Source organism: Aeromonas sp. 2HA2, assembly GCF_029237345.1.
Classification (GTDB): domain Bacteria; phylum Pseudomonadota; class Gammaproteobacteria; order Enterobacterales; family Aeromonadaceae; genus Aeromonas; species Aeromonas salmonicida.
The window spans coordinates 203,395-227,881 of record NZ_JAACGB010000007.1 but is presented as its reverse complement, the minus strand read 5'-3'; the positions used below and the strand labels follow the sequence as shown (position 1 = coordinate 227,881).

Annotated in this window: 20 protein-coding genes; 13 read left to right on the top strand and 7 right to left on the bottom strand. The window is 58.2% G+C overall.

Features of this window, described 5'->3' with window-relative positions:
• A partial coding sequence (locus GWQ29_RS11895; RefSeq protein WP_275919500.1) for an integrase core domain-containing protein occupies positions 1–124 on the top strand: 124 nt, incomplete at its 5' end.
• 12 nt (positions 125–136) lie between these two features.
• Here the strand turns inward: GWQ29_RS11895 and GWQ29_RS11890 are convergent.
• Positions 137–388 (bottom strand): DUF1289 domain-containing protein, encoded by a 252-nt coding sequence (locus GWQ29_RS11890; RefSeq protein ID WP_005315494.1) that lies wholly within the window; start codon positions 386–388, stop codon positions 137–139.
• A 150-nt stretch (positions 389–538) separates the two neighbouring features.
• On the opposite strand from GWQ29_RS11890, the gene mltA reads away from it, so the two are divergent.
• Positions 539–1,690, top strand: a complete 1,152-nt coding sequence (gene mltA, locus GWQ29_RS11885) for a murein transglycosylase A (protein WP_275919495.1) — start codon at positions 539–541, stop codon at positions 1,688–1,690.
• A 204-nt stretch (positions 1,691–1,894) separates the two neighbouring features.
• Here the strand turns inward: mltA and yfaE are convergent, their stop codons facing one another.
• The 5 genes from yfaE to ubiG form a co-directional block, all read right to left on the bottom strand.
• Positions 1,895–2,215 (bottom strand): class I ribonucleotide reductase maintenance protein YfaE, encoded by a 321-nt coding sequence (gene yfaE / locus GWQ29_RS11880; RefSeq protein ID WP_059167745.1) that lies wholly within the window; start codon positions 2,213–2,215, stop codon positions 1,895–1,897.
• Positions 2,216–2,291: 76 nt separating this feature from the next.
• The gene (gene nrdB, locus GWQ29_RS11875; protein ID WP_275919494.1) at positions 2,292–3,425 is read right to left on the bottom strand and encodes a class Ia ribonucleoside-diphosphate reductase subunit beta; all 1,134 of its coding nucleotides are present in this window, start codon (positions 3,423–3,425) and stop codon (positions 2,292–2,294) included.
• 80 nt (positions 3,426–3,505) lie between these two features.
• Positions 3,506–5,773 (bottom strand): class 1a ribonucleoside-diphosphate reductase subunit alpha, encoded by a 2,268-nt coding sequence (nrdA, locus tag GWQ29_RS11870; RefSeq protein ID WP_017411669.1) that lies wholly within the window; start codon positions 5,771–5,773, stop codon positions 3,506–3,508.
• A gap of 556 nt (positions 5,774–6,329) precedes the next feature.
• Entirely contained in the window at positions 6,330–7,016 is a 687-nt protein-coding gene (locus GWQ29_RS11865) for an HAD-IA family hydrolase (RefSeq protein ID WP_275919493.1), read from the bottom strand.
• On the bottom strand, positions 7,016–7,732 hold the full coding sequence (ubiG, locus tag GWQ29_RS11860) for a bifunctional 2-polyprenyl-6-hydroxyphenol methylase/3-demethylubiquinol 3-O-methyltransferase UbiG (RefSeq protein WP_042866469.1): 717 nt from the start codon (positions 7,730–7,732) through the stop codon (positions 7,016–7,018). Before ubiG ends, GWQ29_RS11865 begins: the two co-directional genes overlap by 1 nt.
• 201 nt (positions 7,733–7,933) lie before the next feature.
• Here ubiG and gyrA point away from each other — a divergent pair, with 201 nt between their 5' ends.
• Both gyrA and GWQ29_RS11850 read left to right on the top strand, forming a co-directional pair.
• Positions 7,934–10,738 (top strand): DNA topoisomerase (ATP-hydrolyzing) subunit A, encoded by a 2,805-nt coding sequence (gene gyrA, locus GWQ29_RS11855; protein WP_275919492.1) that lies wholly within the window; start codon positions 7,934–7,936, stop codon positions 10,736–10,738.
• A 268-nt stretch (positions 10,739–11,006) separates the two neighbouring features.
• Positions 11,007–11,177, top strand: a complete 171-nt coding sequence (locus GWQ29_RS11850; RefSeq protein WP_275919491.1) for a hypothetical protein — start codon at positions 11,007–11,009, stop codon at positions 11,175–11,177.
• An 83-nt stretch (positions 11,178–11,260) separates the two neighbouring features.
• Here the strand turns inward: GWQ29_RS11850 and GWQ29_RS11845 are convergent, their stop codons facing one another.
• Positions 11,261–12,316, bottom strand: coding sequence for a PA0069 family radical SAM protein (locus GWQ29_RS11845; protein WP_275919490.1), 1,056 nt, complete (start codon positions 12,314–12,316; stop codon positions 11,261–11,263).
• Between the two features lie 176 nt (positions 12,317–12,492).
• Here GWQ29_RS11845 and GWQ29_RS11840 point away from each other — a divergent pair, with 176 nt between their 5' ends.
• The 9 genes from GWQ29_RS11840 to GWQ29_RS11800 all read left to right on the top strand — a co-directional run bounded on the left by GWQ29_RS11840 (position 12,493) and on the right by GWQ29_RS11800 (position 24,487).
• On the top strand, positions 12,493–13,080 hold the full coding sequence (locus tag GWQ29_RS11840) for a tetratricopeptide repeat protein (RefSeq protein ID WP_192873205.1): 588 nt from the start codon (positions 12,493–12,495) through the stop codon (positions 13,078–13,080).
• 235 nt (positions 13,081–13,315) lie between these two features.
• Positions 13,316–15,244, top strand: a complete 1,929-nt coding sequence (gene thrS / locus GWQ29_RS11835; RefSeq protein ID WP_021138702.1) for a threonine--tRNA ligase — start codon at positions 13,316–13,318, stop codon at positions 15,242–15,244.
• A 21-nt stretch (positions 15,245–15,265) separates the two neighbouring features.
• Positions 15,266–15,796 carry a translation initiation factor IF-3 gene (gene infC / locus GWQ29_RS11830; RefSeq protein WP_155603220.1) on the top strand — a complete coding sequence of 177 codons (531 nt, stop codon included), beginning with the start codon at positions 15,266–15,268 and terminating at the stop codon, positions 15,794–15,796.
• A gap of 86 nt (positions 15,797–15,882) precedes the next feature.
• The gene (gene rpmI / locus GWQ29_RS11825; RefSeq protein ID WP_005315535.1) at positions 15,883–16,080 is read left to right on the top strand and encodes a 50S ribosomal protein L35; all 198 of its coding nucleotides are present in this window, start codon (positions 15,883–15,885) and stop codon (positions 16,078–16,080) included.
• A gap of 15 nt (positions 16,081–16,095) precedes the next feature.
• The gene (gene rplT, locus GWQ29_RS11820; RefSeq protein WP_005300683.1) at positions 16,096–16,452 is read left to right on the top strand and encodes a 50S ribosomal protein L20; all 357 of its coding nucleotides are present in this window, start codon (positions 16,096–16,098) and stop codon (positions 16,450–16,452) included.
• A gap of 322 nt (positions 16,453–16,774) precedes the next feature.
• Positions 16,775–17,758 carry a phenylalanine--tRNA ligase subunit alpha gene (gene pheS, locus GWQ29_RS11815; protein WP_005315542.1) on the top strand — a complete coding sequence of 328 codons (984 nt, stop codon included), beginning with the start codon at positions 16,775–16,777 and terminating at the stop codon, positions 17,756–17,758.
• Between the two features lie 12 nt (positions 17,759–17,770).
• Positions 17,771–20,170: a phenylalanine--tRNA ligase subunit beta gene (gene pheT / locus GWQ29_RS11810; protein WP_275919489.1), complete on the top strand. Its 2,400-nt coding sequence runs from the start codon at positions 17,771–17,773 to the stop codon at positions 20,168–20,170.
• A gap of 3 nt (positions 20,171–20,173) precedes the next feature.
• Positions 20,174–20,470: an integration host factor subunit alpha gene (gene ihfA / locus GWQ29_RS11805; protein ID WP_005300715.1), complete on the top strand. Its 297-nt coding sequence runs from the start codon at positions 20,174–20,176 to the stop codon at positions 20,468–20,470.
• A 54-nt stretch (positions 20,471–20,524) separates the two neighbouring features.
• Complete coding sequence (locus GWQ29_RS11800; protein WP_275919499.1) at positions 20,525–24,487, top strand: transporter substrate-binding domain-containing protein; 3,963 nt, start codon at positions 20,525–20,527, stop codon at positions 24,485–24,487.

The following is a 24,487-nucleotide window of genomic DNA, read 5'->3' as shown; positions in this document are numbered from 1 at the left end:
GGCAGAACACTTGCAACCGTGGCTGCATGAGTACAACTGGCATCGTCCTCATGCAAGTCTGGGCTATAAGCCCCCCATCAGTCGTCTTCAATCTGTGAACAACCTGGTGGGTTTACACAGCTAGCCCGTGGGAAATTTAAAAATCCCAGCCGGACTGCGCTGGCTGGTTGGCTTGCTCGGCCTCTTGTGCCTTGCGGCGCGCGGCCTCAACCCGTGCCTTGCGGCCACGGCAAAGACGCATCACCTCCTGCTGCTGGGTCTGTGTCATGGTGAGCCAGTTGAAACGCTCCTCCCGATTGCGCAGGCAGCCCTTGCAGTAGCCCTTGTTGTTCACTTCGCATACCCCGATACAGGGGCTCTGTAGCGGGAAGATCTCGAGCTGTTCCATCCATGGCCTCTCACACCTTGTTACCTTGTTATAACCCAGAAGATCCCCTTTGGAGAAATCCGTCGCCAAGGGGGTGAAGGCGTTTGCTTTCCCCCAGCAAATTTGGCATCTTCCCCGCCAAGCATGAGGCTTGGTGTTATATGAGGACATATGAACAAACACGCGTACTGGCTGACCGCTGCCGTGCTGGGGCTGGCCGGTTGTGCGGGCAATCCTGAGCAGGTGCAGGTGCCCAAAAAGAAACCCGATGCCGGATGTTTTCTCAACTGCGAGGTGCCGGAAAATCTGGGCAAGCAGTATCTGGACGGTGCCCTGCCGGGCGATCTGGTGCGGGTAGAGCGCATCAACAGCCGCCAGCATTCTGATTTCAGCAAGTTCGGCCCCCAGAGCCGGCTGGTGCTGGAGCGTTCCGGTAAGATGACCCGCCGTTATGGCGAGCTCTATCATCAGCTCTCCCGCTGGGTGGCCAATGGTGGCAATCCGGCCCATATTACCCAGTACGGCATCAGTCTGGCCCAGCTGGGCGGCGCCGATCGCATGGGCAACGTGCTGTTCACCGGTTACTACTCGCCTGTGCTGGAGGTGCGCCATCGCCCGGATGCCAAGTACAAGTACCCCATTTATGCCATGCCAAAATGTGGTGGCCGCTGCCCAAGCCGGGCCGATATCCATCGGGGGGCGTTGGCCAACCGTGGGCTGGAGCTGGGTTACAGCAAGTCTCTTATCGACAACTTCCTGATGGATGTGCAGGGCTCGGGCTTTGTGCATTATGGGGATGACGATCGGTTGCAATACCTGGGTTACAGCGGCAAGAACGGTCACGGCTATGTGAGCATAGGCCGGGTGCTGATCGACCGGGGCGAGGTACCCAAAGAGAAGATGTCGATGAAGGCCATCAAGGATTGGGCCAACGCCCAACCGGAGGAGAGCGTCAAGGAGCTGGTTGAGCAGAATCCCTCTTATGTCTTCTTCGAGCGTCGCCCCACCAATGACGTGATTGGTGCCGCCGGTATTCCGCTGTTGCCGCTGGCGGCCGTTGCGGCCGACAAGAGTTTGCTGCCGATGGGCACCCCCATCCTGGCGGAAGTGCCTTTGCTCGACAAGGCCGGCAACTGGACCGGCAAGCACCAGTTGCGGCTCTTGATTGCGCTGGATGTGGGTGGCGCCGTGAAGAAAGGGCACCTGGATCTTTACCACGGCATGGGTGAGAAGGCGGGTGTGGCGGCCGGTCACTACAAGCACTTTGGCCGGGTCTGGAAACTGGGTCTGCACCATGGGCCGACTGCTGCGCCTTGGTTATAAGCAACACAGGATATAAGCGAAACAGGGATTGTAATGGAATAAGGCGACTGTGGCGGGTGATGCCGTTTTTCAGCTAACCCATACAAGACGCTGATGACCCTTTCCCTGCTCCTCCTCCTTCGAGGGGCGGCGTCAAAGAAAAAGCCGCCGGAGGCAATCCGGCGGCTCTTTTGTATGTGCTTATGCCCTGTCTGCCGAGGAGGCTCAGCCCTTCGTCAGGTCCAGCCGGATGGCACCGACCGGTTTGCAGCAACAGGGCAGACATTCACCCGGGGAGACAAACGCCAGCGGCACATTGGGGTAGTGCACCGAGCCTGCCAGCAAGGGCGTGCGGCAGGCGCCGCAATAACCGCTGCGGCACTGGAACTCCAGCTGATGGCCGTGACGCTCCAGGGTCTCCAACACGCTCTCGCCGGGATGGGCGAGCAGGGTGCCATCACAGGTATGTACCAGCGGCGCCTGTGGTGCCTCCTGCTGCGTTGCAGGCTGCAGGGTAGGGGCCAAGGTGTTGGTTGCGTCACTCACAGTTCAACGTCACCTGATAAATTGTCTGCATCTAGGTTTCTGCCGGTCTGACCGAGCAGCATATCGGGTAGCTGACTTACAGCTCGAAGTCACCGAGATCATCGGCGTGTACTTCGCTGTCAATCTGGCCGACCAGGTAGGAGCTCACTTCCACTTCCTGCGGGGCAACCTGCACGTTGTCGGACGACAGCCAGGTGTTGATCCAGGGGATCGGGTTTTGCTTTGCGCCGGCAAAGGCTGGCTGCAGACCGACCGCGTTCATGCGCAGGTTGGTGATGTACTCCACGTACTGGCAGAGGATGTCTTTGTTCAGGCCGATCATGGAGCCGTCCTGGAACAGGTACTCGGCCCACTCTTTCTCCTGAATGGCGGCTTCCTTGAAGATCTCGAAGCAGGCTTGCTCGCACTCGGCGGCAATCTCGGCCATCTCGGGGTCGTCCTGGCCGGTGCGCATCAGGTTCAGCATGTGCTGGGTGCCGGTCAGGTGCAGCGCTTCGTCACGGGCGATCATCTTGATGATCTTGGCGTTGCCTTCCATCAATTCGCGCTCGGCGAAGGCAAAGGAGCAGGCGAAGCTGACGTAGAAGCGAATTGCCTCCAGTGCATTGACGCTCATCAGGCACAGATAGAGCTTCTTCTTCAGCTCGCGCAGTGTGATGGTGCGCATCTGTCCGGCGACGCTGTGAGTCCCTTCACCGTGCAGGTTGTAGAGCGCGGTCGCTTCAATCAGGTCATCGTAGAAGCAGCTGATGGAGCCCGCGCGTTTGAGGATCTGCTCGTTGGTCACTATGTCATCGAACACCTGACCCGGGTTGTTGACGATATTGCGAATGATGTGGGTGTAGGAGCGAGAGTGGATGGTCTCCGAGAAGGCCCAGGTCTCGATCCAGGTTTCCAGCTCCGGAATGGAGATCAGCGGCAGCAGCGCCACGTTCGGGCTGCGACCCTGGATGGAATCCAGAAGAGTCTGGTACTTCAGGTTGGAGATGAAGATGTGCTGCTCGTGGGGCGGCAGCGCCTGATAGTCGATGCGGTCGTGGGAGACATCCACCTCTTCCGGGCGCCAGAAGAAGGAGAGCTGCTTCTCGATCAGCCGTTCAAAGACTTCGTGTTTTTGTTGATCATAACGGGCCACATTGACCGATTGGCCAAAAAACATCGGCTCTTTGAGCTGGTCGTTTTGGGTTTGGCAGAAAGTTGAATAGGCCATGGTTACCAGAATGTATTGAATGGATAAACAGGAGAGCGGGAGCTTGTCGCTCCCGCCCGGTTGTCAGATCTTGCAATGGCTTATATTTTACAAGCCCCACCGGCACAACCGTCATCTTGCATATCGGCTTGTGCGTCATCCGCACCATCACGGGTGTTGTGATAGTAGAGGGTCTTGAGGCCGTATTTGTAAGCGGTCAGCAGATCCTTGAGCAACTGTTTCATCGGTACCTTGTTGCCTTCGAAACGGGCGGGGTCGTAGTTGGTGTTGGCGGAGATCGCCTGATCCACAAACTTCTGCATGATACCAACCAGCTGCAGATAGCCATCGACGCTCGGTTGCTTCCAGAGCAATTCGTATTGATCTTTCAGGCGATGATACTCGGGCACCACCTGTTTGAGAATGCCATCCTTGGAGGCCTTGACCGAGACCAGGCCGCGCGGCGGCTCTATGCCGTTGGTGGCGTTGGAGATCTGGCTGGAAGTTTCGCTCGGCATCAAGGCGGTCAGGGTGGAGTTGCGCAGACCCACTGTCTTTATCTCTTCACGCAAGGTTTCCCAGTCCAGGTGCAGCGGCTCGTTGCACAGGTTGTCGAGATCCTTTTTATAGGTATCGATGGGCAAAATGCCCTGGGCATAGGTGGTCTCGTTGAACGCCGGGCAGGGGCCGAATTCGCGGGCCAGCTGCACGGAGGCTTTCAGCAGGTAGAACTGGATCGCCTCGAAGGTGCGGTGGGTCAGTGCCAGACCGGAGCCGTCGGAGTAGCGGGCGCCGTTCTTGGCCAGGTAGTAGGCGTAGTTGATGACGCCAATGCCCAGGGTGCGACGGTTCATGCTGCCTTTCTGGGCGGCCTTGAGCGGGTAATCCTGATAGTCGAGCAGGGCATCCAGGGCGCGCACGGCGAGATCCGCCATCTCTTCCAGATCTTCCAGCTTCTCGATGGCACCGAGGTTGAAGGCAGACAGGGTGCACAGGGCAATTTCGCCCTCTTCGTCATCCACGTTGTTGAGCGGCTTGGTGGGCAGTGCAATCTCGAGGCAGAGGTTGGACTGGCGTACCGGCGCCACGCTTGGATCGAACGGGCTGTGGGTGTTGCAGTGATCCACGTTCTGGATGTAGATGCGACCGGTACCGGCACGCTCCTGCATCATCAGGGAGAAGAGGTCGACCGCCTTGATGGTCTTCTTGCGAATGGCCGGATCCTGCTCGTACTTGACGTAGAGTGCTTCGAACTTGTCCTGATCCGCAAAGAACGCATCGTACAGGCCAGGGGCATCGGACGGGGAGAACAGAGTGATGTCACCGCCCTTGATCAGGCGCTGGTACATCAGCTTGTTGATCTGCACGCCGTAGTCCATGTGACGGACCCGGTTCTCTTCCACGCCGCGGTTGTTTTTCAGTACCAGCAGGCTCTCCACTTCGGTGTGCCACAGCGGGTAGAAAAGGGTGGCCGCACCACCGCGTACACCGCCCTGAGAGCAGCATTTGACCGCAGTCTGGAAGTACTTGTAGAAGGGGATGCAGCCGGTGTGGAAGGCTTCGCCGCCACGGATGGGGCTGCCCAGACCACGGATGCGGCCGGCGTTGATGCCGATGCCGGCGCGCTGGGAGACATAACGGACGATGGCGCTGGCGGTGGCATTGATAGAATCCAGGCTGTCATCGCATTCGATCAGCACGCAGGAGCTGAACTGACGGGTCGGGGTACGCACACCGCTCATGATGGGGGTCGGCAGCGAAATTTTGAAGGTCGACACCGCATCGTAGAAACGCTTGATGTAGCTCAGACGGGTATCTTTCGGATACTTGGAGAAGAGGCAGGCCGCTACCAGTATGTAGAGGAACTGCGGGCTCTCGTAGATCTCGCCGGTGACGCGGTTCTGCACTAGGTACTTGCCTTCCAGCTGCTTGACGGCGGCGTAGGAGAAGTTCATGTCACGCCAGTGATCCAGGTGCTCGTTGAGCTCCTCGAATTCGGCCTGGGTGTAGTCGGTCAGCAGGTGCTTGTCATATTTGCCCATGTCTACCAGACGGGCGACGTGCTGGTAGAGGTGGGGCGGCTCGAACTGGCCGTAGGCTTTCTTGCGCAGGTGGAAGATGGCCAGACGGGCAGCCATGTACTGGTAATCCGGACTTTGCTCGGAGATCAGGTCAGCAGTGGCCTTGATGACGGTTTCGTGGATATCGGCGGTACGGATACCGTCATAGAACTGGATGTGGGACTTGAGTTCCACCTGGGAGACCGACACGTTGTCGAGCCCTTCAGCGGCCCAATCCAGCACGCGGTGAATTTTATCCAGATCGATGGGTTCTTTGTGGCCGTTACGCTTCGTCACAAACAAGTTCATTGGCTGATGACCTTCAGTTGATTCCCGAAAAACCATCGCACTGCGCTGGCCTCGGCGCCGTGAACGGCTGCGGGAGGTGGGGGCGTATTGTGCGATGAATCACAAGATATAGTGTTATTTTGAGTTCGAGCTACAAGATAGTGAGGTCGCCCTCGCTTTGCAATCTGTGGATAAGGCATTAGCTGTGGATAAATTGTGGGTGTCGAGACCCATGTTAGTGGACGCTCACAGTGAGTGGGTTTTCATGCGTCCGATCCGGTAAATGCAAGTCTGATGATCGAACATGGAAAATTTAAATAACTTTTTTTGCTTGCGAAAACGGGGTGTTTTTACTAGCAAATTCAGTCTGGTTATCCCTTGTGCAGCAAGGGTCAAAAGGTGTCCTGTCCCAGTCTGTTGGCGGTTGCCAAACCGCAAAAAAGGGAGATCAATCCGGACCTCCCCTGGTCTCATCCTTGTGCCTGCAACGGTCGCCAATCGTGCTCATCTGGCCACCGATTGGCGATAAAGCTGCCTTTATTATCCATCAATCTTGGCTGTCTGGCGGCTAACAGGATTAGCTCAGCTCGTAACGCAGCCAGTGGTGCAGGGCCTGCACGGTATCGAAGTGCAGATCCGCGCCCCAGTCGGCGGGATCCTCGTCATCACTCAGATAACCCCAGCCCGCGACGGCGGTGCGCATGCCCGCATTGCGGCCCGCCTCTATGTCACGCACATGATCCCCCACATAGAGGCAGTGGGCGGCGTCGACCCCCAACTGTTCACAGGCAAAGTACATGGGGGCGGGGTCGGGCTTGCGCACCGGCAGGGTGTCGGCACTGACCGTCACGCCGCAACTGGCAAGCTCGGGCAAGGCGGCCAGCAGCGGTTCGGTGAGAAAGCCCGGCTTGTTGGTGACTATGCCCCAGGGCAGGGCACGTTCGTCCAGCCATTCGATGAGTGCCACCATCCCCTCATAGGGGCGGGTGCCGACGCAGAGGTTCGCCGCGTAGTAGTCGAGCAGGGCGGTGCGCAGGCGAGTGGCCCCCAGCTCTTCGAGCAGCTCATCGCCAAGCCCGGCTTTGAGCAGCCCAAGCGCGCCGTGGGAGGTGGTCTGTCGGATGATGCCGTCAGAGAGCGGCGCAAAGCCTTCGCTCACCAGCACATGGTTGACGGCGGCGCCCAAGTCCGGCGCCGTATCGAGCAAGGTGCCATCCAGGTCAAACAGCACACAGCGCAGTGGTACCGGCGTGTTATCGATCATCAGCCATGCTCCGGGCGGATGAACTCCACCATGTAGTTGACGTCGACATTCTTGCCAAGCTTGAACTGGTTGGAGAGCGGCGCATAGTGCACCCCGCTCATGTCCCGTACCAAAAGGCCTGCTGCTTCACCCATGCGACACAGTTCGGCGGGGGTGATGAACTTCTTGTGATCATGGGTCCCTTTGGGGACCATCTTCATCAGGTATTCGGCGCCGATGATCATCATCAGATAGGCTTTCGGATTGCGGTTGATGGTGGAGACGAACACCCGTCCGCCCGGGCGCACCAGAGTGGCGATGGCGCGCAGCACCGAAGCCGGATCAGGCACATGTTCCAGCATCTCCATGCAAGTGACCACGTCATACTGGCCAGGGGCCTGGCCTGCGTGTTCCTCCGCCGTCATCTGCTGGTATTGGAGCTCTACCCCTTGTTCCAGGGCGTGCAGGCGGGCGACCCCGAGAGGCTCCTTGCCCATGTCGATGCCGGTGACGTGAGCACCCCGACGGGCCATGCTCTCGGAGAGAATGCCACCACCGCAGCCGATGTCGAGGATGCGTTTGCCAAACAGGCCGCCGCTCTTGTCGGTGATCCAGTCAAGGCGCACCGGATTGATTTGATGCAGTGGCTTGAATTCGCCCTCCATGTCCCACCAGCGGGAGGCAATGGCTTCAAATTTGGCGATTTCTGTCAGATCGACATTGGCATCACTATTCATATTTTGTGGATCCTGTGGCAGGGCGCGCAGGTAGCAAGACTCGGGCGCAATCTATTGTCCTGGCGGGCATTATAACGGAGACACTTTGTCACACCAGCCCGACTTGTTAGCCGGATTTGTGGCTTAAGGTATTTGGCTCAGTGTGTTACCATGGCGCGCTGTTTAAGCCAAAGAACAACTAATTAGGGATTAAGGCTTTCTATGAGCGATCTGGCCAGAGAGATCACGCCGATCAACATCGAAGAAGAGCTCAAGAGTTCCTATCTTGATTACGCCATGAGCGTGATCGTAGGACGAGCTCTGCCGGATGTGCGTGATGGCTTGAAACCGGTTCACCGCCGCGTTCTGTTTGCTATGAACGAGTTGGGGAACGACTGGAACAAGCCCTATAAAAAATCGGCCCGTGTGGTCGGTGACGTAATTGGTAAATACCACCCGCACGGCGACAGTGCCGTGTATGACACCATTGTCCGCTTGGCGCAGGATTTCTCCATGCGTTACATGCTGGTCGATGGTCAGGGCAACTTCGGTTCGGTCGACGGCGACAGCGCCGCCGCCATGCGTTACACCGAAGTGCGGATGGCCCGCATCTCCCACGAGCTGCTGGCCGATCTGGACAAAGAAACCGTGGATTGGGTGCCCAACTATGATGGCACCGAGATGATCCCTGCTGTCATGCCTACCAAGGTGCCCAACCTGCTGGTTAACGGTTCATCCGGTATCGCGGTGGGCATGGCGACCAACATTCCTCCTCACAACCTCACGGAGATAGTGAACGGTTGTCTGGCGCTTATCGAGAATGGCAATCTCACCATCGATGAGTTGATGACCTACATCACAGGGCCTGATTTCCCCACCGGCGCCATCATCAACGGTCGTGCTGGCATAGTGCAGGCCTACCGTACCGGTCGTGGCTCCGTCTATGTGCGTGCCAAAGCCGAAGTGGAAGTGGACGACAAGACCAGTCGCGAGACCATCATCGTTCACGAGCTGCCTTATCAGGTTAACAAGGCGCGGTTGATCGAGAAGATCGCCGAGCTGGTCAAAGAGAAGAAGGTCGAGGGCATCAGTGCCCTGCGCGATGAGTCTGATAAAGACGGCATGCGCATCGTTATCGAGATCAAACGTGGCGAGTCTGGCGAGATTGTGCTGAACAATCTCTACAAGCACACCCAGCTGCAAACCACGTTCGGCATCAACATGGTGGCGCTCGATAACAACCAGCCCAAGGTGATGAACCTTAAAGACATTCTGGATGCGTTCCTGCTGCACCGCCGTGAGGTCGTGACCCGCCGGACCGTGTTCGAGCTGCGCAAGGCGCGGGATCGGGCTCACATCCTTGAAGGTCTGGCCGTCGCGCTGGCCAACATCGACCCGATCATAGAGCTGATCCGTCACTCCGATACGCCCGCAGATGCCAAAGCCAAACTGGTTGCCCGCGGTTGGGAACTCGGCAACGTGGCCGCCATGCTGGAAAAAGCAGGCGACGACGCGGCCCGCCCCGAGTGGCTGGAGCCGGAATTCGGCATCCGCGAAGGTCAATATTTCCTGACCGAGCAGCAAGCCCAGGCCATCCTTGACCTGCGTCTGCACAAGCTGACCGGCCTCGAGCACGGCAAGATCCTGGAAGAGTATCAATCTCTGCTGGATCTGATTGCCGAGCTGCTGTTCATCCTGGCAAGCCCGGAACGGTTGATGGAAGTGATCCGCGATGAACTGCTGGCCGTGCGCGAGCAGTATGGCGACGAACGTCGCACCGAGATCAGCGCCTCCAGCGCCGAGATCAACATCGAAGATTTGATCACGCCGGAAGACGTGGTGGTTACCCTGTCTCACCAGGGTTACGTGAAATACCAGCCGATCACCGACTACGAGGCCCAGCGCCGCGGTGGTCGTGGCAAGTCGGCCACCCGGATCAAGGAAGAGGACTTTGTGGAACGTCTGCTGGTGGCCAACACCCATGACACCATTCTGTGCTTCTCCACCCGTGGCAAGGTCTACTGGCTCAAGGTGTATCAGCTGCCGGAGGCGTCCCGTGGCGCCCGTGGTCGTCCGATCATCAACTTGCTGCCGCTGGAAGAGGGTGAACGTATCACCGCCATCCTGCCGGTCAAAGAGTATGCCGACGACAAGTATGTCTTCTTCGCTACCGCCGATGGTACCGTGAAGAAAACCAGCCTGTCTGCGTTCAGCCGTCCGCTCTCCTCCGGTATTCGTGCCATCAACCTCAAAGAGGGTGATGAGCTGATCGGGGTGGACATCACAGATGGCAGCAACGAGATCATGCTGTTCTCCGATGCGGGCAAGGTGGTTCGCTTCAATGAAGGTAGCGGCCGCGCCGATGCAGCCGATGCTGATGTCAGCGATGATGTCGACGGGGATGACGAGAGTGTCATTGACGCTGGCAACGACGATGATGGCAGCGACAACGGCGAAGGCAGCGAGAGTACCGAAAGCAAGGGTACCTTCAAGGGCGTACGTCCCATGGGCCGTACCGCCGGTGGGGTACGCGGTATCCGCCTGCTCAACGGCGACAAGGTGGTTTCCCTGATCGTCCCCCGTGGCGAGGGTGCCATCCTGACCGCGACCGAGAACGGTTACGGCAAGCGTACCGCGCTGATCGAGTACCCGACCAAGAGCCGTGGTACTCAGGGCGTTCGTTCCATCAAGGTGGACGAGCGTAACGGCAAGGTGATCGATGCGATCCAGGTCGACGATACCGACCAGATCATGCTTATCACCAATGGCGGCACCCTGGTCCGTACTCGTGTCTCCGAAGTGAGCATCATAGGCCGCAACACAGGTGGTGTTCGTCTGATCCGTACCGGTGAAGATGAAACCGTGGTTGGCCTGCAGCGCATTGCCGAGAGCGATGAGGAAGAGAACGACGTCATGGCCATTGACGGTGAGGTGTCTGAAGGCACCGACACCACGCCAGACGCCGGCTCTGCCGCCGCAGGATCCTCTGAAGGGTCTACTGAAGAGGGCGCAGCGAGCGACGAATAATCGCGCGTTTGCCCCCATGAAAAAGAGCGACCCTTGGGTCGCTCTTTTTATTGCTGTTTTGTGCCTTGCTGCTGCTTTTACATCCGCCCCTGGGAGCCAGCTGAACGGGCCCGCTTTGATCCCTCTGCATTGCCGCACTCCCGCAATTTACCCTAAATCCTTCATGCTGGTGTCATCTCGCTGTCATTGGGCGGGGCCAAGCTGCCCCTTGTACTCAACAAGCATGCCAAGCGGGCCTGGCGCCTGCACCCATCAACAGGAGCATCTTATGACTAGCTGGGTAATGTGGGAGATCTGGTGGAGCCGGGTATGGGGCGAACATCAGCAAGGATCGCTGACAGAGGAGTATGAGGACGAAGTGGCCCATGAGCCTGCACGACTGCCCGCCGAATTGACAGCACAGGGCAAGGGCACGTACGCGCCTCGGCCAAGGGGTTGAGACCCTGCTTGTCGGCATAGTTCACCTTGTGGTGCGCCGATTAAGGGGAGGCGTTGTGATCCTTGCTGATGCTGTCGGGGTGATCAGAAGAGCCGCAGTTGTTCGCCCGGGCGGATAAAGCCGTCCCGCCGCAGCTGAAGATGGCGCTTGCCCAAGCCCAAACGCTTGCTGATGAGCCGAAAGCGCTGGGCGAGCAAGTCCGCAAACTGCCCCTCACCGCGCATGCGGGTGCCAAAGGCGGGGCTGTTGAGCCCGCCATCCCGACTGGCTCGCAACTGGTTCAGGATGGCCTCCTTCTGACCGGGGTAGTGCTCCTCCAGCCAGTCGCTGAACAGTGTGGTCAGCTCGTGGGGCAATCGCAGCAGTATGTAGTCGGCGCTCTGGGCGCCGGCTTCGGCTGCCGCCTTGATGATGTGCTCGAGCTCAGGTTCGTTGAGGCGCGGGATTATGGGCGCCGCCAGCACGCCGACCGGTACTCCTGCCTGTGCCAGCTTTTCAATCACCTTGAGCCGACCCGTGCCTGTGCTCGCCCTGGGCTCCAGCTGACGGCGCAGGGTTTCATTCAATGTCGTCACCGACACCATCACCTGACAGAGTCCCTCCCGAGCCAGTTCGGCCAGCAGATCGAGGTCGCGCAAGATCATGGCGCTCTTGGTGATGATACCGACCGGGTGGCGATGGGCCTGCATCACTTCCAGCAATTGGCGGGTGAGGCGATAGTGATGCTCGATGGGCTGGTAAGGATCGGTGTTGGCGCCGAGCACTATGGTCTGTGGCTGATAGGTTGGCTTGGCAAACTCCCGGCGCAACAGCTCGGCGGCATTGAGCTTGGCAAACAGCCTGGTCTCGAAGTCGAGGCCGGGGGATAGCTCCAGATAGGCGTGACTCGGTCTGGCATAGCAGTAGATGCAGCCATGCTCACAGCCCTGATAGGGGTTGATGGATCGACCAAAGGGCACATCCGGCGAGCGGTTGTAACTGATGATGCTGCGGGCGGTTATCTCCTTCACCTCGGTGCGGGGATCACTGGCGGCAAATGCCGCTTCCCACTCGGGTTGAGCCCAGCTGTCATCGACCGCGTCGACCCGCTGGCCGCTGAAGCGGTGTTCAACATTGTGGAAACTGCCTCGTCCTGCCATCACATCACACTGACACTGTTTATATATACAGTCATCTTGCAAGCCTCAGTGCCAAAAAACAAGCTCTCGCCATCGCTTCCTTGCTTAAAACAGCATGACAAATGGATCTCTTGCTTGATCCACCTGATACATTTCGTTTACATAGACAAAATGCGAACTGGATCACGGAAATCATCATGAAACCCATTGTCTCCCGCTGGCTGTTTGTTGGAGTGCTTGGCCTGGTCATCTGGCGGCTGATCCCGCTCTCTACCGATCAGGAGCTGGCATCGGCCAATCGAGCCTGGCGTAGCGGCCAGTTCGAGACGGCGACAAAGATCTGGCAACCGCTGGCCGAGCAGGGGATCCCCCGGGCTCAGGCGCTGATGGGCTGGAGCCACGAGGTGGGGCAGGGCACGGCGCAGGACATGGAGCAAGCCATCAGCCTTTATCGCCAGTCGGCGCAGGCCGGAGACGCCTTTGGCCAATACCGGTTGGCGGAGGTCTATCTGCGCGGCGCCGGGGTGAAACGGGACCTGCGGGAGGCATTTCACTGGATGGAGCTGGCGGCCCGCAACGGTGACGTGCCCGCCATGCTCAAAGTCGGTGTGCTGCACCTGATGGGGGTAAGTGGTCGAGTCGATCTGCCCCAGGCCAAGCAGTGGCTCTATCAGGCTTCGCAGAAGGGCAACAAGCTCGCATTGAAGGTGTTGGAGGAGCTCGCCCTGGCCGAGGAGGGGAGCAGTACCTTCGATTTCAACTGGCAGCCTCTGCTGGGTGAGTGACTGGCAAGCGATGCATTTGGTTGTAGAAAATCTCACCAAACTCAATACAGCCCCGCCTACTTCTGGTAGCATGGTCCGGTTTTTGGTTTGCCTTGTGCCGTTAAGCAAGCTGTTTGCGTCGCAGTGCACCTCTGCAAAGTGCTGTAGAGAGCCAGAACATCACCCTTTTTGAATGATTTCTTCCATCCCGCATGTGCCCTTTGGTAGGGGGCACCACTGTATAAGGAAACACACAATGCCAATCATTACTCTGCCTGACGGCAGCCAACGTCAATTTGCCCACTCCGTTTCCGTCATGGACGTGGCCGCGGACATAGGTCCCGGTCTTGCCAAGGCGTGCATTGCCGGTCGGGTAAACGGTGAACTGGTGGATGCCTGCGAGCTCATCGAAGCCGATGCTTCCCTGGCCATCATCACCGCCAAAGACGAAGAAGGTCTGGACATACTGCGCCACTCCTGTGCTCACCTGCTGGGTCATGCCATCAAGCAACTTTGGCCCCAGACCAAGATGGCCATAGGTCCTGTCATCGATAACGGTTTCTACTACGACATCGATCTGGATCGCACCCTGACCGACGACGATCTGGCTGCCCTGGAAGAGCGCATGCTGGCGCTGGCCGCCAAGGATTACGACGTTATCAAGAAAAAGGTCTCCTGGCAGGAAGCGCGCGACGTGTTCGAAGCCCGTGGCGAGACTTACAAGGTCGAGATCCTGGATCAGAATATTGCCCGTGATGACCAGCCAGGTCTGTATCATCACGAAGAGTACGTCGACATGTGTCGTGGCCCGCACGTGCCCAACATGCGTCACTGCCACCACTTCAAGTTGCAGAAGATGTCTGGCGCCTACTGGCGTGGCGATTCCAACAACAAGATGCTGCAGCGCATTTACGGCACGGCCTGGGCTGACAAGAAGCAGCTCAAAGGCTACCTGCAGCGTCTGGAAGAGGCGTCCAAGCGCGACCACCGCAAGATAGGCAAGCAGCTCGACCTGTATCACATGCAGGAAGAGGCGCCTGGCATGGTGTTCTGGCACAACGATGGCTGGACCATCTTCCGTGAGCTGGAAACCTTCATCCGTGGCAAGCTCAAAGAGTACGACTATCAGGAAGTGAAGGGTCCCTTCATGATGGACAGGGTGCTGTGGGAGCGTTCAGGCCACTGGGAGAAGTATGCCCAGGCCATGTTCACCACCCAGTCCGAAAACCGCGAATACGCCATCAAGCCGATGAACTGCCCGGGTCACGTGCAGATCTTCAACCAGGGGCTGAAGTCCTACCGCGATCTGCCGCTGCGCATGGCCGAGTTCGGCTCCTGCCACCGCAACGAGCCATCCGGTTCCCTGCACGGTCTGATGCGAGTGCGTGGTTTTACCCAGGATGATGCTCACATCTTCTGTACCGAAGAGCAGATCATGGAAGAGGTGTCTGCCTGTATCCGTATGGTCTATGACGTCTACGGTACCTTTGGTTTTGAAAATATCGTGGTCAAGCTCTCAACCCGTCCTGAGCAGCGTATCGGTTCCGATGAAGCCTGGGATCGCGCCGAGGCCGCCTTGGCCGAAGCCCTGGTGCTGAACGGTCTGAAATACGATCTGCAGCCGGGCGAGGGGGCTTTCTACGGTCCCAAAATCGAATTTACCCTGCATGATTGCCTTGATCGTGCTTGGCAGTGTGGTACCGTGCAGCTCGACTTTGCCCTGCCTGGACGTCTGGGTGCCACGTATGTGGGTGAAGACAACGAACGCCACGTACCGGTGATGATCCACCGGGCCATTCTGGGTTCACTCGAGCGTTTCATCGGTATTCTGACCGAAGAGTACGCCGGACTGTTCCCGACTTGGTTGGCTCCGACTCAGGCTGTGGTCATGAATATCACAGATAATCAGGCCGATTATGCGGTAAAAGTAGCCAAAGCATTGAATGATGCGGGTCTTCGCGCAAAAGCGGACTTGAGAAATGAGAAGATTGGCTTTAAAATCCGCGAGCATACTTTGAAGCGAGTACCTTTCATGCTGGTCTGCGGCGATAAAGAAGTTGAAGCCGGTAAGATTGCAGTACGGACTCGTAAAGGGGCTGACCTGGGCACTTATCCTGTTGAAGAGCTAGTTGCTCTGTTGACCCAGGAAGTTCAGACCCGCGGACAAAAGAAAGTGGAGGAATAAGCTATAAAAGGCGGAAAAAAACTGGGCAAGCAACCGCAAGCCCGCGCTCACCGGATCAATACCGAGATTCGTCTGAAAGAAGTTCGTCTCACTGGTATTGACGGAGAGCCTTTGGGTGTCGTCGAGATCCATGATGCACTGAACTTGGCCCTTGAGGCTGGAGTAGATCTGGTCGAGATCAGTCCTAACGCTGAACCGCCCGTTTGCCGCATCATGGATTACGGCAAATTCCTCTACGAAAAGAGCAAAACAACCAAAGAACAGAAGAAAAAGCAGAAAGTCGTCCAGGTCAAGGAAATCAAATTCCGTCCTGGTACTGACGAAGGCGACTATCAGGTAAAACTACGCAACCTGGTTCGCTTTCTAGAAGACGGGGACAAGGCTAAGGTCACCCTGCGCTTCCGTGGTCGTGAAATGGCTCACCAGGATCTTGGTATCAAGGTTCTGGAGCGCGTCAAGAACGATCTGGAAGAGTTGGCCGTAGTGGAGTCGTTCCCGAAAGTCGAAGGCCGTCAAGCTGTGATGGTCCTCGCACCCAAGAAGAAATCTTAAGGCCCACAAGAAATTGACTCATGGGTTTGCGCCCATGAGTTGGTTCGCCTTGCGATTTTGTTGTCACTCACAATGCGGAGTATGAAATGCCGAAGATGAAAACCAACCGGGGTGCTGCAAAGCGCTTCAAAAAGACTGGCTCGGGTCGCTTCAAGTGCAAGCATAACCACCTGCGTCACATCCTGACCAAGAAGAGCAGCAAGCGTAAGCGCAAGCTGGGACCGAAGTTCATGGTTTCCGCTGCCGACCACAAACGTGTTGTCGCTTGTCTGCCGTACGCATAAGGGGGGATGTAAAAAATGCCAAGAGTTAAACGTGGTGTGACTGCTCGAGCTCGTCACAAGAAAGTAATGAAAGCCGCCAAAGGTTACTACGGCGCCCGTTCCCGTGTTTACCGCGTAGCGGTACAAGCGGTAACCAAAGCTGGTCAGTATGCCTACCGTGACCGTCGCCAGAAAAAGCGTCAGTTCCGTCAGCTGTGGATTGCGCGTATCAACGCTGCAGCACGTCAGAACGGTCTGTCATACAGCCGTCTGATCAACGGTCTGAAGAAGGCTTCTATCGAGATCGATCGCAAGATCCTGTCCGATATCGCCGTTCACGACAAGTTGGCTTTCACCGCCCTGGTTGAAAAGGCTAAAGCAGCACTGGTTTAATCCGGTTCTGTTATGAAAGATAAAAGGAGGCTCAGGCCTCCTTTTTTGTTGTCTGCAATTTATCCAGTTCTGTTGTCAGACCCGACTGTTACCTCTGTATATCTGCAACATGATTTCATTATATGCCAACAAACTAGTATTGTTTCCCCATATTTAACGAGGAGAGGGAATCGGGTCAGCCTCTTCCCCGATAACAAAATGATTTCTAGGGAGAAAAGGCCACCTTAACTATGGTCAGCGAAGGGGCTTTTTTTGTATTATTCCCCTCTTGACCTTATTTAGCCTAACAGGCTCCTGTTTCGGGAGTGGTGACGAGGAAGACATGCAACAGCTTGAAGAAGTAGTCGGCCAGGCCAAGGCCGAAATTGAGGGCGTCAACGACGTTGCGACCCTCGACGAAATCCGGGTCAAATATCTGGGTAAAAAAGGCTTTTTTACCGAGCAGATGAAGACATTGGGCGCCTTGTCCGCCGAAGAGCGTCCCGCAGCGGGCGCCGTGATCAACCAGGCCAAGCAGCAGGTTCAGGATGCCCTGAACGCACGCCGTGATGCACTGGTGGAGCAGGAGCTGAACCAGAAGCTGGCTGCCGAGACCATCGATGTGAGCCTGCCGGGCCGTCGCATCGAGAATGGTGGTCTGCACCCTGTGACCCGTACCATTGAGCGCATTGAGCGCCTGTTTGGCGAGATGGGGTTCAAGGTGGAACGCGGTCCCGAAATTGAAGATGGCTTCCACAACTTCGATGCGTTGAACATTCCGGCTCATCATCCGGCACGTACAGATCACGACACCTTCTACTTCAATCCCGATCTGATGCTGCGTACCCACACCTCGGGTGTGCAGATCCGCACCATGGAACATCAGCAACCGCCGATCCGCATCATAGCGCCGGGCCGCGTCTATCGTAACGACTACGACATGACCCACACGCCAATGTTCCACCAGGTTGAAGGCCTGCTGGTTGACGAGCATGCCAGCTTTACCGAGCTCAAAGGCATACTGCACGACTTCCTGCGCAACTACTTCGAGGAAGATCTCACCATTCGCTTCCGTCCTTCCTATTTCCCGTTCACCGAGCCGAGTGCCGAAGTGGACGTCATGGGCAAGAACGGCAAGTGGCTGGAAGTGCTGGGTTGCGGCATGGTGCACCCGAACGTACTGCGTTCGGTCGGTATCGATCCGGAAAAATACTCCGGCTTTGCCTTCGGCATGGGCGTTGAGCGCCTGACCATGCTGCGTTACGGGGTCAACGACCTGCGTGCCTTCTTCGAAAACGACCTGCGCTTCCTCAAGCAGTTCAAGTAAGGGCGAGAGAACATGAAATTCAGTAAATCCTGGGTGATGGAGTGGGTCCGCACCGAGTTGAGTGACAACGCACTGGCCGAGCAGATCACCATGGCTGGTCTGGAAGTGGACGCCGTGGAAGCGGTGGCTGGCCAATTCAACAACGTGGTCGTGGGTGAAGTTGTCGAGTGTGCCCAGCATCCGGATGCCGACAAGCTGCGGGTGACCAAGGTCAACGTGGGCGAAGCCGAGCTGCTGGACATAGTCTGCGGTGCGCCGAACTGCCGCGCTGGCTTGAAAGTGTGCGTTGCCAAAGTAGGGGCGACCCTGCCGGGTGATTTCACCATCAAGAAAGCCAAGCTGCGTGGCCAGCCGTCTCACGGCATGCTCTGCTCTTTCAGTGAGCTGGGTATCGACGTTGAAGCCGATGGCATCATCGAGCTGCCTGCCGATGCCCCCATCGGCACCGATATTCGCGATTACCTCAATCTGAACGACGTCTCCATTGACGTGGACTTGACCCCGAACCGTGCTGATTGCCTTGGTATCGCGGGGCTCGCCCGCGAGATTGGCGTGCTCAACAGCGTGGACGTGGTCGAGCCGACCTGGGCACCTGCTGTTGCCACCTGTGATGTCACCTTCCCGATCCGGGTGGAGGCGCCAGCCGATTGCCCCCGTTATCTTGGCCGCGTCATCAAAGGGCTGAACCTGCAAGCCAAGAGCCCGCTCTGGATGCAAGAGAAGCTGCGCCGTGGCGGTATCCGCTCCATCGACGCTATCGTAGACATCACCAACTACCTGTTGCTGGAATACGGTCAGCCGATGCACGCCTTCGATCTGGCCAAGCTGGCTGGGGAACTGGTGGTGCGTCGCGCCCGTGCTGACGAGCCGATGACCCTGCTCGACGGCAACGAGGTGAAGCTCAAAGAGACCACCCTGGTGATTGCCGATGCCAAAGGCCCTGCCTGTATGGCCGGTATCTTCGGCGGTGATCGCACCGGTGTGTCCGAGACCACCACCGACATTCTGCTGGAGTGCGCCTTCTTCGCGCCGCTCTCCATCACGGGTCGTGCCCGTGCCTACGGTCTGCATACCGACTCTTCCCATCGCTTCGAGCGCGGGGTCGATCCCGAGCTGCAAGCCAAGGTGATGGACAGAGCCACCCGTCTGCTGCTGGACATTTGTGGCGGAGAGTGCGGCGGCGAAGCCGGTCCGGTCATCGAGGTCAAATCCGATGCCCATCTGCCCAAAGCGGCCCCCATCAAGCTGCGTCGCACCAAGCTCGACAAAGTGATCGGTATCAGCGTGGCTGATGCTCAGGTGGTCGAGATCCTGACTCGCCTCGGCATGCAGGTGACTGTGGATGCCGACGGTTGGACTGCACTGGCACCCTCCTGGCGTTTCGATATCGCCATCGAGGAAGATCTCATCGAGGAAGTGGCCCGCATCTACGGCTACAACAATATCCCGAACCTCAAACCCGCTGCCTCTCTGGCGATGGTGGAGCAGGCTGAAGGGCAGGTGACCCTCAAGCGGGTGCGTGACCTGCTGGTTGACCGCGGCTTCCAGGAAGCGATCACCTACAGCTTCGTCGATCCCAAAGCGCAGCAACTGCTCTATCCGCAAAGCGATGCCATCGTGTTGCCGAACCCGATTTCGGTCGAGATGTCCGCCATGCGCGTCTCCCTGTTCCCAGGGCTGGTGCAGGCGGTGGTCTACAACCAGAATCGTCAGCAGCCGCGGGTACGTCTGTTCGAGCAGGGTCTGCGTTTCATCAAGGACGCGAGCGCCGAGAACGGCATCCGTCAGGAGCCGATGCTGGCCGGTATCATCACCGGCAACCAGAGCGACGAGCACTGGGACATCAAGAGCCGCGCAGCTGACTTCTTTGATTTGAAAGGGGATCTGGAAGCCGTGCTGGACTTGACTGCCGAAGGAGCTACTTTCAGCTTTGAGCGTACCGAGCACAGTGCCCTGCACCCGGGCCAGAGCGCAGCCATTTTGCGCAATGGCGAGGTGTTCGGCCATATCGGCGTGATCCACCCGAGCCTCGAGAAGAAGCTGGGTCTCAAGACCCGGGCCATCATGTTCGAGCTGGAATTGAACAAGCTGCTCCCTGCCAAGGTGCCGGTTGCTGCCGAGGTTTCTCGCTTCCCAGCCAACCGTCGTGATATCGCCGTGGTGGTAGACCGTCAGGTTCTGGCCGGTGATGTCCTCGCAGTAATTAAAAAAGTTGGCGGAAATCAGGTAGTTGGAATAAACTTGTTTGACGTATACCAGGGTGCTGGTATGGCCGAGGACAAGAAGAGCCTGGCCATCAGTCTTGTATTGCAAGACACCCAGCGCACTCTGGAGGAGAAAGAGATTGCCGAGACCGTAGACAATGTCGTGCGGGCCCTTGGTGAAGAGTTGAATGCATCCTTGAGGGATTGATCTATGGCGCTTACCAAAGCCGACATTGCAGAGCACCTGTTCACCCAACTCGGGATGAGCAAGCGTGAAGCCAAAGATATGGTGGAAGCCTTCTTTGAGGAAATCAGACAGGCGCTTGAGCGTGGTGAACAAGTCAAGATTTCAGGCTTCGGTAACTTTGACCTTCGTGAGAAGAATCAGCGTCCCGGACGCAACCCCAAGACAGGCGAGGATATTCCTATCAGCGCCCGTCGTGTGGTGACCTTCCGGCCTGGCCAGAAACTCAAGGCCAGGGTAGAAAATGTTGAACCCAACGAGTGACAAAAAGCCAGGCAAACGCCTGGCTTTTACTTTTTCATGATGAAATCCAACTTATTGTTCGGTCTTTTGCTGGCCATGCCGGTGCAGGCCATGACGCTGCCTCTGTCTCCCGCCACCCAGGCGTATGCCGACACTCTCACCTCGCTGACCATTTGTTACCCCGCCCTGATCCGGCCGCCCTATCTCGAGGAGTCGGGGGGGCTGCTTATCGATCAGCTGGACCGGCTGGCCGAACAGCTGCCGGTGCCCTTGCTGCACGAGAAGCTGCCAAACTGGCCCGCGGTTCAGCAGGCCCTGCTGGCGGGGCGCTGCGATCTCATTCCTGACATAGGTCCTTCACGGCAGGCGTTGCCTGGCATGGCGCTCAGTCGCGCCCTGCTGGAAGCCGAGTCCGCCATTCTTTACAAGGGTGAGCTGGAGCGTGCCACCTTCCTGGTGTCACCCCTTTGGCAGGCGAGCAAGGTGCTCAAAACGCTCTATCCCCATTCGACCCAGCTGGTCCTGACCGATGCCGTCAACTGGTACTCGTCACTGGTAGCGGGCAAGGGAACGGCCTACCTCGGCGACTACCTGCAACTGCGTTACCTGATGCGCGAATACCCGGATGTGGGACTGCGTCTGCGCCGTTTGCGCAGCGATGAGCTGGTGCTCAGCTATCGGCTGATGATGCGTGACAAGCCAGAGCTCAGGGAGCTGGTCGACATGGCGATCCGCTATATGCCGCCCGGGGGCGTCTACAAGGATCTCGAGCGCTATCTGGAGCAGGGAGAGCAGGATATCAACCCCTTGCACTTTACCGACAAGGAGCAGGCCTGGCTGGTCGGTACCTCCCGTGCCGTCAAGTTGGTGGTGAACCCTGCATTGATGCCTTATAGCGGCATCGACAAGCAGGGGCAGCTCAGTGGCTGGAGCGCCGATGTGCTGCGCCGGGTGAGTCAGCAGACCGGGATGATTTTTCATGTGGTGCCAGTCAAGGACACCGAAGACGCCCTGGCCAAGCTGCGCAGTGGCGAGGTAGACATGATGGCGGGTCTGCTGGAGACACCGGCCTTGACTGGCGAGTTTGATTTCACTCGCATCGTGGTAGCCAGTCGATATGCCCTGGTCAGCCGCAAGTTGCGGTCTTTCGATCGACTCGAGGAGATCAAGGGTGAGGTAGTCGTGCCCGCCAGCCTCTATGATCCCGACATGCTGGCCCGTTTGGGCAAGCATCAGTGGCGCAAGAGCGAGACCCTTGAGTCGGGCATTGCAGAGGTACAGGCGGGCAGGGCGGACGCCATGCTGGCCGAGCTGTATCAGTTGCAATATCCGCTTCGCAACAATCTGCTGGCTGGACTGGATATCAAGGAGCTGCCGGATCGTTTCGGGCTAGGGTTTGCCATCAGTCACCACAGCCCCAGGCTGGCCGGTGTGATGGAGCAGAGTCTGATGACGATCACAGGCCAGCAGAACGCTGATCTCAACCAGCGCTGGCGTCAGCTGGTACTGACCCAGCAAAGTGGCGTCAGCTATGGCATCTGGCTGGGATCCGTGTTGCTTGCATTGCTGATCAGTGCTGGTGTTATCTGGTTGATCTGGCGCTCCCGCCAGCAGCTGGCGCGAGAAGTGAGCCGGCGTCAGGAGATGGAGCAGACGCTGGCACTGGAGAGTCAGTTCAGGGAGTCCCTGTTCCAGGCACTGCCTGTGCCCGTCTTCCTACGAAATGATCAGGGGGAGATCATCAAGCGCAACAAGCAGGCCAAACGGCTGGAGGCTCGCTATCTGGCCGAGCTCAGCCTGCCGCAGTCCCAGTTGCAGGGAACCGAAGGGGAAATGACCCTCGGCGATCAGGTGTTCTCCTATGCCCAGATCCCGCTGCGACTGGGCAAGCAGGCGCCGGCGGGGGATCTGATCGCGCTCTCCGACATCAGCGCCCTGCGCGAGCGCACGCGTTTGCTGCATCAGGCCGAGCGACGTCTGCGCGCCCTTACCAATACGGTGCCCGGCGTCGTCATCCAGTTCCTCTTGCAGCAGGGGAAAATAACCCGGGTCGAATTTATCAGCCGTGGCAGTTACGAGCTGCTGGGCCTGGCCAGCCAGCAGATCCGCCGCCATCCCGACAGCGCACTCAGCCGTCTTGTACATCAGGACAGGCGTGAGATGCGGGTGCCCATGCTGGCCATGTTGCATGCCGGCCAACCTTTTTCCTACGCGCTGCGCTATGAACATCCGGTCAAGGGCACGCGCTGGCTGCAATGTTATGGTCGTGGCCGCAGCCAGCAGGAAGGGGGGTGGCGGGTTTACGGTGTGGTGCAGGATGTGACCGCCAGAGTCGAGCAGGAGCGTGCCTTGCAGGCATCCCATGAGCGTGCCGAACAGGCCGTCCTGGCCAAGGGGCGCTTCCTCGCGGCGGTGAGCCATGAAATTCGTACTCCCATGAATGCCATTCTGGGGCTGCTGGAGTGGCTCAATCACACCCCCTTGTCAGCGGAGCAGCACTCAGCGCTCTCCCATGTCAGACAGGCGGGGGACGAGCTGCTCGGTCTGCTCAACGATGTGCTCGATTTCAGCCGCAACGAGAACCGGCAGCTGGCGCTCTCTCCCCAGCCAACCGACCTGGTTGATTTGTGCGAGCATGTGGCGGCGGTGCACTGGTCCAAGGCCCGCTCCAAGCGGTTGCAGCTGCGACTGGATATCGACCATCACCTGCCCGCCCAGGTGGAGCTGGATCCCCATAGAGTGCAGCAGGTGCTGCACAATCTGCTCGCCAATGCCATCAAGTTCAGCTCTGCAGGTGAAGTCGTGCTGTGGGCACGCCGTCAGGGCAACCGTCTGCTGTGCGGCGTGGATGATGACGGGCCGGGTATCAGCGACGATCTGTTGCCTCGCCTGTTCCTGCCATTCGAGCAGGGAGGAGAAGATGGCCAGCCCAGGGCTCAGGGCACCGGATTGGGGCTGGCCATCAGCCGCCAGCTGATGGAGCAGATGGGTGGCGAGATCCGGGTCGAACCGCGTCCTCTCGGGGGCAGCCGTTTCACCTGCAGCTTGCCCTTGGTGCTGCTGCACGAGATGCCGCGCTGGCAACCGAGAGTGGCCAGCGTCAATGTTCAGCTGAACGATGCGGAGCGTGCCTATCTCGTGCCCTGGCTTGGCGAGCTCGGCCTGACCGAGGATCCCGTGGGCCCCCTGCTGCGCGCCGCCGAAGATGATCAGGGTCTGCGTTACTGGGACTGGCAGGGCGAGCCCTGGGTGCCAGGCTCTGTGGTCAGCCTGTTGCAGCCCAGGCTGGTGTCCTCTGCTCTGGAGGAGATGAGTTTGCCGGGGCAGGGGATGCGGGTGTTGCTGGTTGAAGATCACGAAGTGAATCGGGTGTTGATCAGCATGCAGTTGACCCAGCTGGGGGCCGAGGTACTGAGTGCGGCCAATGGTCGGCTGGCGCTCGATATTCTGCAGCACGAAACCGTGGATCTGGTGCTAACCGATCTGCAGATGCCAGTGATGGATGGTGCCCAGCTGTGCCAGCAGTTGCGGGATTCTGCGCGCTGGCATCATCTGCCTGCCTACGTTATCACCGCCGATCTCAGCGAGCAGGCAGCGCAGCGACTGGCCAGCTGTGGTTGTCGAGGACATCTGGACAAGCCCTTGCTACTTAAAGATCTGGCTAATTTACTGCGCAGCGTGCCAAGGCTTGCGGACACGAGTGTCCTCTTGTCCGCACCTTCTCCCGGCACCTCAGGCGAGGAAATGGGGGCCGGGTGGCATGAGCCGGCACTGCCCCTCCTGAGTCGCGAGTTGATAAACCTCTATCTGGAGGCAACTCGTCAAGATCTGGCTGACATTGAGCAGTGCATCACACAAGGAGATGCTGAAGCGCTTGATGCGGCTTTACACAAGATGAAGGGGGCGGCCAAAATGGTGGGCGCCACCCCGCTGATCCAGGTGATCGAGCAGTGGAAACGGGATCCACAGCAACCCCTGATGCCCCCGCTGCGGCACGCTCTGGATGAAGTCTGCCGGCGATTAGGTGAGAGAGTCTGA

What these genes read in the sequence shown, in the direction of transcription:
- rpmI (WP_005315535.1), top strand. Translation starts at nt 15,883, where the DNA reads ATGCCGAAGATGAAAACCAACCGGGGTGCTGCAAAGCGCTTCAAAAAG.
- GWQ29_RS11890 (WP_005315494.1), bottom strand. Translation starts at nt 388, where the DNA reads ATGGAACAGCTCGAGATCTTCCCGCTACAGAGCCCCTGTATCGGGGTA.
- mltA (WP_275919495.1), top strand. Translation starts at nt 539, where the DNA reads ATGAACAAACACGCGTACTGGCTGACCGCTGCCGTGCTGGGGCTGGCC.
- nrdA (WP_017411669.1), bottom strand. Translation starts at nt 5,773, where the DNA reads ATGAACTTGTTTGTGACGAAGCGTAACGGCCACAAAGAACCCATCGAT.
- GWQ29_RS11840 (WP_192873205.1), top strand. Translation starts at nt 12,493, where the DNA reads ATGAAACCCATTGTCTCCCGCTGGCTGTTTGTTGGAGTGCTTGGCCTG.
- rplT (WP_005300683.1), top strand. Translation starts at nt 16,096, where the DNA reads ATGCCAAGAGTTAAACGTGGTGTGACTGCTCGAGCTCGTCACAAGAAA.
- ubiG (WP_042866469.1), bottom strand. Translation starts at nt 7,732, where the DNA reads ATGAATAGTGATGCCAATGTCGATCTGACAGAAATCGCCAAATTTGAA.
- GWQ29_RS11865 (WP_275919493.1), bottom strand. Translation starts at nt 7,016, where the DNA reads ATGATCGATAACACGCCGGTACCACTGCGCTGTGTGCTGTTTGACCTG.
- ihfA (WP_005300715.1), top strand. Translation starts at nt 20,174, where the DNA reads ATGGCGCTTACCAAAGCCGACATTGCAGAGCACCTGTTCACCCAACTC.
- pheT (WP_275919489.1), top strand. Translation starts at nt 17,771, where the DNA reads ATGAAATTCAGTAAATCCTGGGTGATGGAGTGGGTCCGCACCGAGTTG.
- GWQ29_RS11845 (WP_275919490.1), bottom strand. Translation starts at nt 12,316, where the DNA reads ATGGCAGGACGAGGCAGTTTCCACAATGTTGAACACCGCTTCAGCGGC.
- gyrA (WP_275919492.1), top strand. Translation starts at nt 7,934, where the DNA reads ATGAGCGATCTGGCCAGAGAGATCACGCCGATCAACATCGAAGAAGAG.
- thrS (WP_021138702.1), top strand. Translation starts at nt 13,316, where the DNA reads ATGCCAATCATTACTCTGCCTGACGGCAGCCAACGTCAATTTGCCCAC.
- nrdB (WP_275919494.1), bottom strand. Translation starts at nt 3,425, where the DNA reads ATGGCCTATTCAACTTTCTGCCAAACCCAAAACGACCAGCTCAAAGAG.
- pheS (WP_005315542.1), top strand. Translation starts at nt 16,775, where the DNA reads ATGCAACAGCTTGAAGAAGTAGTCGGCCAGGCCAAGGCCGAAATTGAG.
- GWQ29_RS11850 (WP_275919491.1), top strand. Translation starts at nt 11,007, where the DNA reads ATGACTAGCTGGGTAATGTGGGAGATCTGGTGGAGCCGGGTATGGGGC.